Source organism: Geobacillus sp. WSUCF-018B (genome assembly GCF_002809985.1).
Lineage (GTDB): Bacteria > Bacillota > Bacilli > Bacillales > Anoxybacillaceae > Geobacillus > Geobacillus thermophilus.
The window spans coordinates 42,504-52,949 of record NZ_PIJF01000017.1 but is presented as its reverse complement, the minus strand read 5'-3'; the positions used below and the strand labels follow the sequence as shown (position 1 = coordinate 52,949).

The following is a 10,446-nucleotide window of genomic DNA, read 5'->3' as shown; positions in this document are numbered from 1 at the left end:
CCCTTCCTCTACAAGCTTATTCGAAGAAGTCAAGTGCGTCGGGGCAACTCGCAGCGAACTCGAAGATGCAACGCTCGTTACTGAGCTAATGGCTCATGGTATATAAATGGTGGAGGATGACGGGATCGAACCGCCGACCCCTTGCTTGTAAGGCAAGTGCTCTCCCAGCTGAGCTAATCCTCCACGCTGTTGCCTAGCGACGACCTACTCTCGCAGGGGCGCTGGCCCCAACTACCATCGGCGCTGGAGGGCTTAACTTCCGTGTTCGGGATGGGAACGGGTGTTTCCCCTCCGCTATCATCACTAGGCAGTCAACAGAACAGACAAGTTACATTATAATCAAATTTGTTTGCTTGTCAATATCCTTTTGTGCGTCATTATTGACGTCTCACGTGCTATCATAATATAACACACTGAAGAAAGCTTGTCAACTCATTTCGTTTTTTGTTTTGTTCTCAAAAACAACATTGCTCATTATATACATTCTATGACTAAAAGTCAATCGTCGAACGAAAATTAGCGTTGGTACGTGTTATAGGCAAATGCGAGTGGTGTATGATGCAAATATGATTTGCCAAGACGATAGTAATGATCAACGATTTTCCGGTTTAGATCTTTCCATTTGTCTAGGACGGGCGGCAAATTGAGAAACTTTGCAACACTATAACTTCGTTCCTTTCGATTTCTCAAAAACCAAACGAATCCGTTGTTTTTCACCGGCCTTCTTAGGGGCTGGCAGCAGCCGGCTTTTTCTTGAATCGAGTTCTCATAACAAACTGTCCCCTGCCGTTGTTCGCAACAGGGGACGATCGTGGTTATTTATGGCGCATTTGCGGGAAGAGCAATACATCGCGAATGGACGGTGAATTGGTCAAAAGCATGACTAACCGGTCGACCCCGATCCCGAGTCCGCCCGTCGGCGGCATGCCGTATTCGAGCGCTTCGAGGAAATCTTCGTCCATTTCGTGCGCTTCATCGTTTCCTTGTTCGCGCTCCTTCAGCTGCTCCTCAAACCGTTGACGCTGATCGATCGGGTCGTTTAGTTCCGTAAAGGCGTTCGCATGTTCGCGCCCGACGATGAACAGCTCAAACCGATCGGTAAAGCGCGGGTCGTCTGGGTTTTTCTTGGCTAATGGCGAGATTTCGACCGGGTGGCCGTAAATGAACGTCGGCTGGATCAGTTTATCCTCTACTTTTTGTTCAAAAAATTCATTGACGATATGGCCGAACGTCATGTGCGGCGCGACTTCGACACCGTGTTCTTTGGCCAGCTCCCGCGCCTCTTCGTCGCTCATCTGCCGCCAGAAATCGACGCCGACATATTCCTTGATCGCATCGACCATATGGAGGCGCCGCCATTCAGGCGTCAAGTCGACAAGATGTTCGCCGTACTGGATTTTTGTTGTGCCAAGCACTTCCGTGGCAATATGAGCGATCAAGTTCTCCGTTAATTTCATGATATCGCGGAAGTCGGCATACGCCTCGTACAATTCGAGCATCGTAAACTCCGGGTTATGGCGGGTGGAAATGCCTTCATTCCGGAAAACGCGCCCGATTTCATACACTTTTTCCAAGCCGCCGACGATGAGCCGTTTCAAATGCAGCTCGATGGCGATCCGCATATACAGCGTCATATCGAGCGCATTATGATGCGTAATGAACGGGCGCGCCGCCGCACCGCCTGCTACGGCGTGCATCATCGGTGTTTCGACTTCCAAGTAGCCATGGCTGTCAAGATAGCGGCGCATCGATTGAATAATGAGACTGCGGGTGATGAACGTCTTTTTGCTCTCCGGATTCATAATTAAATCGAGGTAGCGTTGGCGGTAGCGCTGCTCGATATCTTTTAAGCCGTGGTATTTTTCCGGCAGCGGACGCAGCGCTTTTGTTAAAAATTCATACGACGATACTTTGATCGAAAGTTCGCCGACCTTTGTTTTAAACATCGTGCCGCGCACGCCGACGATGTCGCCGAGGTCGGAGATTTTAAACAGCTCGTATTGCTGTTCGCCAACATCGTCTTGGCGGACGTAAATTTGAATTTGTCCCGTCACGTCCTGGATGTGAGCAAAGCCCGCTTTTCCCTTGCCTCTCTTTGTCATGATGCGGCCGGCGACGGCGACTTCGATTTGTTGCTCTTCGAGTTCCTCTTTTGACAAATCTCCGTACAGTTCAAACAGCTCTTCCGCTTTATGCGTGCGCTCGAACCGTTTGCCAAACGGATCGACACCCAATTCCTCAATTTTTTTCAGCTTTTCCCTGCGGACGCGCAGTTGGTCGTTCAATTCTTCATGGCTCATACCTCATTCACTCCATTTAGCGATTTTTTACGAAAAATACTGCCAGCACCCGCTGGCAGTCTTCCGCTGCATGAACGTCATCTCCGTTGTGTGAACTACCCGCCACCTACGCTTCGCTTAGAGGTGGAGGCTTCAAGCGACTTGTGCGTGTTCGCCGAACGGTAAGCCACACACCAGAACCCTTTACGCTTCCCTTCGTTCCGAAGGTGTCCGTTCTAGCCATATTCTATCCTATTCGTTGGCTAACGCCAAACGACATTCATCTCCCACTTACTCACTGGGTTACACCCTTCGCGTTCCTTGAGGTGGGAGACTTCTTTCCGAAATCCGTTAAACGGCTTCGGCGTTCGCCGCCCGGCTTTCCGCTTCTTCGGCGACTTGAAGCAAGAGCGCGGCCAATTCGTCCCGCGTCTCGCACTCGTTGATGGCGTTGCGGATTTTCGCCGCCCCGCGGATGCCTTTTAAATACCAAGCCGCGTGCTTGCGCATTTCTTTCACCGCAATATCCTCGCCTTTAAGGGCGATCAGACGGTCCAAGTGCAGCAGGCAGACATCGATTTTTTCCCTTGGGGTCGGTTCGGGAATGAGCTCCCCTGTTTCTAAATAGCGGACCGTGCGATAAATCATCCACGGGTTGCCGAGCGCCGCCCGCCCGATCATCACGCCGTCAACCCCAGTTTCTTCGAGCATCCGCTTGGCATCCTGCGGCGTTTTGACATCACCGTTTCCGATGACTGGAATGTTGACGGCCTCTTTGACTTGCTTAATGATATCCCAATTCGCCTTCCCTTCATACATTTGCACCCTTGTCCGTCCATGGACGGCGACGGCTTTGCCGCCGGCGCGTTCGACCGCTTGGGCGTTTTCAACGGCGTAAATATGTTGGTCATCCCAACCGATTCGCATCTTGACCGTGACGGGTTTTTCGACGGCGTCGACAATGGCGGCGACGACATCGTAAATTTTGTTCGGGTCGAGGAGCCATTTCGCTCCGGCATCGCAATTCGTAATTTTCGGCACTGGGCAGCCCATGTTGATGTCGATAATATCGGCATTTGTATTTTTGTCGACAAATTTCGCTGCTTTGACAAGTGTTTCCTTTTCACCGCCGAAAATTTGCAAGCTGAGCGGCTTTTCGCGTTCGTCGATATAGAGCATATTTAACGTCTTTTCATTGTTGTATACGATTCCTTTATCGCTCACCATCTCTGCGCATACAAGACCGGCGCCGAACTCCTTTACGGTCAGGCGGAAAGCCGAATTGCACACGCCTGCCATCGGCGCAAGGACGACACGGTTTTGAATTTCCACATCACCAATGCGAAACATAAAAACGCCTCCTTTCTACCTGTTTGATTCGAACTTTGGCGGTGCCAGCTCCTCAACCGATACGTTCAGCCGCTCGGCGATCTGTCCGACAAGCGTGTCGGACGGCATCCGGTTCCCCCGTTCAATTTCGCCGAGAATCGAAACGGAAATGCCGAGTTCCTTGGCCAACTTTTCTTGTGTATATCCTTTCAGCTTTCGAAAAGCGCGAATACGTCTTCCCCATCTTTCTGCTTCCATACACGAACTCCTTTTTTGTCGGGTAGTCGGTCAATAATGTCTGCTAACGGTTCCGAAACGTTCGGTATTGTCAAATGGGAATTGATCTCGAGCAACGGGATTAAAACAAACGCCCGCTCCGCCATGCGCGGATGCGGAATGACAAGTCGCTCTGTTTCAATATTTTCATGATTGTACAACAAAATGTCAAGGTCTAACGTGCGCGGCCCCCAGCGAGTTTCCCTTTTCCTGCCAAATTCCTGTTCGATTTGTTGCGTCACGTCAAACAAAGCAAATGGCGACAAAGCGGTCGCCACCTCAATCACCATGTTTAAAAACTTGTCTTGGTTGACGTAACCGACCGGGTCGGTTTCATAGATGGACGAACCCGATGTGACAAAAATTCCCTTATGGCGATGAAGCGCCGCGACGGCTGAACGCAAATAGTACGCACGATCTCCAAGGTTGGAACCTAAAGCAATATACGCAATGTTTTCCATCTTACCGCCCCCTGTAGATTTCAACGGCGACATGCTGATAATGGCCGCGAATGGGCGGATTCGGCTTGATTACTTTCACCGTGCACCGCTGAACGGCGGGGAAAGCGGCAAGCAGCTCATCCGCGATCGCCTCGGCAACCGCTTCGATCAAGGCGAGCGTCCTCTCTTCCACGATCGTCCGACAGCGCTCGTATACTTCCGCATAGTTCACCGTATGCTCGAGACGGTCGCTCCGGCCGGCTGGGCGCAAGTCGAGCTCAAGGGCCACATCGACCAAAAACCGCTGGCCGAGGACGTTTTCTTCTCGGAGCACTCCGTGATAACCGTAAAATTCCATACCTTGAATATAAATTTTATCGATGGCCGCTCTCTCCTTTCCCGAGCATCGCATCCATCATTTTCGCCATGCGGGCGATCGGCAATACGTCATGGACGCGGACGATATGCGCCCCCTTCACGATGCCAAGGCAAACCGTCGCCCCCGTTCCTTCGACCCGCTCCTCAACCGGCACATCGAGCACATGGCCGATAAACCGTTTGCGCGATGTGCCAAGCAAAAGTGGGTATCCCAAAGCAGCAAACTCATCGAGACGCCGCATCACTTCCAGGTTATGTTCAACCGTTTTGGCAAATCCGATCCCCGGATCTACAATAATGTTTTCCTCTTTTACTCCCGCCTGTTTGACAATACGGATGCTCTCCTTCAAGTCGGCGATCATGTCGGAAATGAGATCGCGGTATGCCATATCGTGACGGTTGTGCATTAAAATGATCGGCACTCCGTACGAAGCGGCGACGTGGGCCATATCCGGATCGGCTTTGGCGCCCCAAACGTCGTTGATGATATACGCTCCCGCTTCAATGGCCTGCCTTGCGACCTCGGCTTTATACGTGTCGACGGAAATCGGCACGTCCACCGCATCGGCGATCGCTTTGACTGCCGGAATGACGCGCTGTAGCTCTTCATCAAGCGGCACTGGATCCGCCCCCGGACGAGTTGATTCACCGCCGATGTCAATGATGTCGGCTCCTTCCGCCACGAGCCGTTTCGCATGCTCGACCGCTTTTTCCACTTCATAAAACCGGCCGCCGTCGGAAAACGAGTCAGGCGTCACATTGACAATGCCCATGATCAACGTTTTTTGGCGCAAATCCAGCTCATGCCCGCGGCATTTTAATACAAAGGAACGCGTCATCGTTGCCATCATTCGTTCATCCTTTCTTTCAGTTCGTTCCTCGTCCATAATGTATCGGTAAAGCGGCGGTAATGATGTTGCAGCGAACAGGTCACCGGGCCATGTTTTCCGCTATAAGAGCGGCGGCCGATGCGGTGAAGCGGCACAATTTCCTGCAGTGAATTCGTAATAAAGACCTCATCAGCCTCCTGCAAATGGGACAGGGGATACGCTCCCTCTTTAATCGGGATATGAAGCCGTTCGAGCAAGGCGATGACGAACTGCCTCGTAACGCCGTTTAATATGCCAACAGACGGCGCCGGGGTGTAGACAACGCCGTCCTTGACCCAAAAAATATTCGAAACGATTCCCTCGGCTACTTGCCCGTCCCGATTTAAAAAAATGCCTTCCACATCCACACGGCGGCCAAGCTCCCACTTTCCAATTATATTGTTTAAATAATGATGCGATTTTAACCGTTCATCGCCTTCAGGGCTGTTCCGCCTCGTTGTTAAAACGACCCCTTCTTTCCCTTCTGGAGGGGCGGATGGCGGCAGCGGCTTCATATAGACGATGACGGTCGGGTTTCGGTAACGTTCGATCGGCAAGCCGAGATCGCCGACCCCGGCCGATACATTGAAGCGCACATAAGCGTCGCGCAAGCCATTGGCCTCGAGCAACTGCTCGATGATCGCCACCGCTTCGGCGCGGCCGAACTGCCTTTCGATGTGAAGCTCAGACAGCCCTTTGTTCAATCGGGCCAAATGATCGTCAAGCAAAAAAGGGTGGCCGCTATACGTGCGGAATGTTTCAAATAAGCCAAGCCCATATAAAAAGCCGTGATCAAACGCTGATAACTGCGCTTCTTCGCGCGGAACGACCGCGCCGTTGATATACACGTACATGACTGTCACGCCTTTTTATACGTGTTGATAAAGTTTTTCAACAGTTGCATCCCATGGCTGGTCATAATCGACTCCGGGTGGAACTGTACTCCTTCGATTGGCAATGTTTTATGGCGAATGGCCATCACTTCGTCTTCGTCCGTCCAAGCCGACACGATGAAACAGTCTGGAAGCGTCTCTTTCTCAACGATAAGGGAATGGTAGCGCGTCGCTGTAAACGGGCTTGGCACGCCGCGGAAAATCGTTTCCCCGTCATGGTAAACGGACGACGTTTTCCCGTGCATCAGCCTTGGGGCACGGATGACGCGGCCGCCAAACGCCTGGGCGATCGCCTGATGGCCGAGGCAGACGCCAAAAATCGGGATGCGGCCGGCGAAGCGATCGATAACGGCCAAGCTGATTCCCGCCTCATTCGGTGTACATGGGCCGGGGGAAATCATGATAAAATCGGGATGAAGCCGCTCAATCTCGTCCACCGTAATTTCGTCGTTCCGCTTTACGAGCAGCTCTTCGCCTAAAACCCCTAAATATTGCACCAAATTGTACGTAAACGAATCATAGTTATCGATCATGACGATCATCCTTCTCACCTCATGCTCTGAAATAAAGTCTCTGCTTCGCTCAGCTCTTTCGCCTTCCAGAGGGCAGCGGCTTTTTTCAAACATTCTTTGTACTCGTGCTCCGGGTTGGAATCGATGACAATGCCTGCGCCTGCTTGCACATGGGCCAGCCCGTTTTTCACAACCATCGTGCGGATGGCGATGTTTAGCTCCATATTCCCTTGAAAATCGATCCAGCCGATCGAACCGGTGTACAAACCGCGGCGAACCGGCTCCAATTCTTCGATGATTTCCATCGTCCGCACTTTCGGAGCACCGGTGATCGTTCCGCCGGGAAACATCGCACGAATAACAGAAAACGCATCATGTTCCGGAGCCATGATGCCGGATACGTGGGAAACAATATGCATCACATGCGAATACTTTTCCACCGTCATCCACTCATCGACACGCACCGTCCCATAGACACAGACACGCCCAAGGTCATTCCGCTCAAGATCAACGAGCATGGCGTGCTCGGCCCGCTCTTTTTCGCTGGCTAGCAGTTTGCGGGCGATTTGCCCGTCTTCCGCTTCCGTGCGTCCGCGCGAGCGGGTTCCGGCTATCGGGCGTGTTTCCAGCCGTTCTCCCTGCTTGCGGACGAGCAGCTCCGGCGAACCGCTGACAATTTGACATTCAGGGGTATGCACATACGCCATGTACGGCGACGGGTTAATGGTCCGCAGTTGTTTGTACACAGCGAACGGGTGGGTCAACAGCGGACGGGACTGGCGCACCGACAAATTGACTTGGAACACATCGCCCGCTGCAATATAATGTTGAACGCGGCGGACCGCTTCCATAAACTGCTCCTTTGTCATGGAAACCGATGGACAAGCCGATGAGACAACGGACGGCCAAACCGGCGGGCTGCTTCGCTCTTCAAGCCACAGCCGTTCATACATCTCCAACCGCCGCTCCGCTTCTCCTTCTTCCCCTTCATCTGCATAAGCGAGCAAATGAAGGCGATCGGTTTGATGATCGTAAATCGCCACATCGTCAAATACAAAAAACTGCATAGACGGCAGCTGCAAATCATCTACAGCCAGCGATGGAAGCCGTTCGATATAACGAGCGGCGTCATAGCTGATATAGCCGACCAACCCGCCTTGGCACGGGAGCGGCTCCCCCTCCCCCGGCGCCACACGTTGTGAAAACCATTGCTGCAGCAACTCGAGCGGCGGCCCGTTCAGCACCGTTTCTTTTCCACGATAGATAATGGACAGCTGATGCCCGGCGGCACGAATGATCCCGCTCGGATTGAGGCCGATGATGCTGTATCTTCCCCCTTGTCCGCTCTCCAGCAACACGTGGTGCCGCCGGCCGTATGCCAGTTGCTCATACTGATAAAACCAATCCCGCCCGCTGTAATGAATGGTCCGCTTCAGCCGCCTTCGTCTTTGTTTCATCACAGCCAACCCCTTTACGACGCTCATCATTATCCTTATTGTACAATGAGTCGGCGCTCATATCACCCATAAACATAAAAAAGTTCGACAGGGTCACCCCTGCCGAAAGTAAAGCTGCTTAGTCTTCGAATTGGTAAAGCGGCGTGCTCAAATAGCGCTCCCCATTGCTCGGGATGATGGCAAGCACTTTTTTCCCTTTGCCGAGCTCTTTCGCCACCTTCAACGCCGCATGAATGGCAGCGCCGGACGAAATGCCGCCAAGGATGCCTTCTTTGCGGGCGGCGCGGCGGGCAGCCGCAAACGCTTCGTCGGTTGTGACGGTAATGACTTCATCGTAAATGCTTGTATCCAAAATATCCGGGATAAATCCGGCTCCGATTCCTTGAATTTTATGCGGGCCCGGTTTGCCGCCCGACAAGACCGGCGAATCAGCCGGCTCAACCGCATAAATTTTAATGTTTGGATACGCTTCACGCAACACTTTGCCGGCGCCTGTGATCGTTCCGCCCGTCCCGATGCCGGCCACAAACGCGTCAAGCTGGTCGCCCATTTGTTCGACGATTTCTTTGCCCGTTGTCAAACGATGAATTTCCGGGTTGGCTTCGTTTTTGAATTGCTGCGGCATAAAATAGCCATGCTCGCGAACGAGCTCTTCCGCTTTTTCGATCGCACCACGCATTCCTTGAGCGCCCGGCGTGAGCACCAGCTCAGCTCCATACGCCCGCAACAGGTTGCGGCGCTCTAAGCTCATCGTATCCGGCATGACCAACACTGCTTTGTATCCTTTCGCCGCCGCGACCATTGCCAGCCCGATTCCGGTGTTGCCGCTTGTCGGTTCGACGATCGTATCGCCTGGCTTCAGTTTCCCTTCTTTTTCCGCCGCCTCAATCATCGCCAATGCAATCCGGTCTTTGACGCTGCTGCCCGGGTTCATGAACTCCAATTTTACATAAACATCAGCGCTGTCCTCATCGACGATACGATTTAATTTCACGGCTGGTGTATCGCCGATCAGTTCCGTTACAGAATTGACTGTGCGTGCCATGGTTCCACCCCTAATCCCGATTAATTTTATCGAATTTATTTCCAATGTATCAGCTATTAGTGAAATTGTCAATCATTTTCGCGTTTTCACCGTTTTTCGGCAAGTTGCTTCAGCTGTTCGAGCTCTTCTTTCGCAAAATGGTATGTTTCATTGCAAAAATGGCATGACGCTTCCGCCTGCCCTTCCTTGTCGATGATATCTTGAATCTCCCCTGGCCCCAGGCTGATGAGCGCATCCGCGATCCGCTCGCGCGAACAGCGGCAGACAAATGACACCGGCATCGTCTCCAACACCCGGACGCCGCCGCCTAATTGTTCCAATATTTGCTCCGGTGTTAGGCCGTTTTCAATCATGCGCGACACAGGCGGAATTTGTTTCAACCGCTCCTCAATGCGGCTGATCGTTTGTTCTTCCGTTCCAGGCATCAATTGAATGATAAACCCTCCCGCGGCCCGGATCGTGTAATCGGGGTTGACGAGCACGCCGACGCCGACGGACGACGGGATTTGCTCGGAAGAAGCGAAATAATAGGTGAAATCCTCACCGAGCTCCCCCGAGATGATCGGCACTTGACCGGTGAAAAAGTCGCGCAGCCCGAGGTCTTTGACGACCGTCAGCATCCCGTTTTTGCCGACCGCCCGCGCGACATCGAGTTTCCCGTGTTCATTCAGCTCGAAATGCACGTGCGGATTGGTCACATAGCCGCGCACTTCCCCTTTGGCATTGCTGTCGATTAAAATCGTGCCGATCGGCCCGCCGCCATCAATTTTGATGGTCAACGTTTCATCCCCTTTTAACATTGCTCCCATCATAACGCCGGCCGTCAGCGCCCGTCCGAGCGCCGCCGAGGCGGTCGGCCACGTTTGATGGCGGCGCTGCGCTTCCGCCACCGTCTCCGTCGTCCTTGCCGCATACGCCCTCACCTGTCCGTCATAGGCGAGCGCTTTGACTAAGTAATCTCCCATCTT

General features: G+C 52.8%; 11 protein-coding genes, 1 tRNA gene and 1 rRNA gene. All 13 read right to left on the bottom strand.

Features of this window, described 5'->3' with window-relative positions; all coding sequences use genetic code 11:
- Nucleotides 1-107 precede the first annotated feature (107 nt).
- The 13 genes from CV944_RS07350 to hslO all read right to left on the bottom strand — a co-directional run bounded on the left by CV944_RS07350 (nucleotide 108) and on the right by hslO (nucleotide 10,443).
- Nucleotides 108-183 (bottom strand) — tRNA-Val (locus tag CV944_RS07350).
- Between the two features lie 8 nt (nucleotides 184-191).
- Nucleotides 192-308 (bottom strand): 5S ribosomal RNA (rrf, locus tag CV944_RS07345).
- A 507-nt stretch (nucleotides 309-815) separates the two neighbouring features.
- A complete protein-coding gene (gene lysS, locus CV944_RS07340) occupies nucleotides 816-2,300 on the bottom strand; it encodes a lysine--tRNA ligase (protein WP_033008952.1) in 1,485 nt (494 codons plus the stop codon).
- A gap of 330 nt (nucleotides 2,301-2,630) precedes the next feature.
- Nucleotides 2,631-3,629: a tRNA dihydrouridine synthase DusB gene (dusB, locus tag CV944_RS07330; protein WP_100659380.1), complete on the bottom strand. Its 999-nt coding sequence runs from the start codon at nucleotides 3,627-3,629 to the stop codon at nucleotides 2,631-2,633.
- A 15-nt stretch (nucleotides 3,630-3,644) separates the two neighbouring features.
- The gene (locus CV944_RS07325; protein ID WP_033008955.1) at nucleotides 3,645-3,866 is read right to left on the bottom strand and encodes a helix-turn-helix domain-containing protein; all 222 of its coding nucleotides are present in this window, start codon (nucleotides 3,864-3,866) and stop codon (nucleotides 3,645-3,647) included.
- Nucleotides 3,818-4,345 (bottom strand): 2-amino-4-hydroxy-6-hydroxymethyldihydropteridine diphosphokinase, encoded by a 528-nt coding sequence (gene folK / locus CV944_RS07320; protein ID WP_033008956.1) that lies wholly within the window; start codon nucleotides 4,343-4,345, stop codon nucleotides 3,818-3,820. Before folK ends, CV944_RS07325 begins: the two co-directional genes overlap by 49 nt.
- A gap of 1 nt (nucleotide 4,346) precedes the next feature.
- A complete protein-coding gene (gene folB / locus CV944_RS07315) occupies nucleotides 4,347-4,706 on the bottom strand; it encodes a dihydroneopterin aldolase (protein WP_287136198.1) in 360 nt (119 codons plus the stop codon).
- Entirely contained in the window at nucleotides 4,699-5,553 is an 855-nt protein-coding gene (gene folP, locus CV944_RS07310) for a dihydropteroate synthase (protein WP_100659379.1), read from the bottom strand. The genes folB and folP overlap by 8 nt, the downstream gene beginning before the upstream one ends.
- Nucleotides 5,550-6,425 (bottom strand): aminodeoxychorismate lyase, encoded by an 876-nt coding sequence (gene pabC, locus CV944_RS07305; protein WP_100659378.1) that lies wholly within the window; start codon nucleotides 6,423-6,425, stop codon nucleotides 5,550-5,552. The genes folP and pabC overlap by 4 nt, the downstream gene beginning before the upstream one ends.
- Nucleotides 6,426-6,430: 5 nt before the next feature.
- Nucleotides 6,431-7,006, bottom strand: a complete 576-nt coding sequence (gene pabA, locus CV944_RS07300) for an aminodeoxychorismate/anthranilate synthase component II (protein WP_100659377.1) — start codon at nucleotides 7,004-7,006, stop codon at nucleotides 6,431-6,433.
- A gap of 5 nt (nucleotides 7,007-7,011) precedes the next feature.
- Nucleotides 7,012-8,433, bottom strand: a complete 1,422-nt coding sequence (pabB, locus tag CV944_RS07295) for an aminodeoxychorismate synthase, component I (protein WP_033008962.1) — start codon at nucleotides 8,431-8,433, stop codon at nucleotides 7,012-7,014.
- Between the two features lie 118 nt (nucleotides 8,434-8,551).
- On the bottom strand, nucleotides 8,552-9,478 hold the full coding sequence (gene cysK, locus CV944_RS07290) for a cysteine synthase A (RefSeq protein WP_100659376.1): 927 nt from the start codon (nucleotides 9,476-9,478) through the stop codon (nucleotides 8,552-8,554).
- An 86-nt stretch (nucleotides 9,479-9,564) separates the two neighbouring features.
- A complete protein-coding gene (gene hslO / locus CV944_RS07285) occupies nucleotides 9,565-10,443 on the bottom strand; it encodes an Hsp33 family molecular chaperone HslO (RefSeq protein WP_033014188.1) in 879 nt (292 codons plus the stop codon).
- Between the last annotated feature and the right edge of the window lie 3 nt (nucleotides 10,444-10,446).

Bases quoted from the DNA above. Each gene is read 5' to 3' on its own strand.
- hslO (WP_033014188.1), bottom strand. From the start codon at position 10,443: ATGGGAGATTACTTAGTCAAAGCGCTCGCCTATGACGGACAGGTGAGG.
- folP (WP_100659379.1), bottom strand. From the start codon at position 5,553: ATGATGGCAACGATGACGCGTTCCTTTGTATTAAAATGCCGCGGGCAT.
- CV944_RS07325 (WP_033008955.1), bottom strand. From the start codon at position 3,866: ATGGAAGCAGAAAGATGGGGAAGACGTATTCGCGCTTTTCGAAAGCTG.
- folK (WP_033008956.1), bottom strand. From the start codon at position 4,345: ATGGAAAACATTGCGTATATTGCTTTAGGTTCCAACCTTGGAGATCGT.
- lysS (WP_033008952.1), bottom strand. From the start codon at position 2,300: ATGAGCCATGAAGAATTGAACGACCAACTGCGCGTCCGCAGGGAAAAG.
- dusB (WP_100659380.1), bottom strand. From the start codon at position 3,629: ATGTTTCGCATTGGTGATGTGGAAATTCAAAACCGTGTCGTCCTTGCG.
- cysK (WP_100659376.1), bottom strand. From the start codon at position 9,478: ATGGCACGCACAGTCAATTCTGTAACGGAACTGATCGGCGATACACCA.
- pabC (WP_100659378.1), bottom strand. From the start codon at position 6,425: ATGTACGTGTATATCAACGGCGCGGTCGTTCCGCGCGAAGAAGCGCAG.
- pabB (WP_033008962.1), bottom strand. From the start codon at position 8,433: ATGAAACAAAGACGAAGGCGGCTGAAGCGGACCATTCATTACAGCGGG.
- pabA (WP_100659377.1), bottom strand. From the start codon at position 7,006: ATGATCGTCATGATCGATAACTATGATTCGTTTACGTACAATTTGGTG.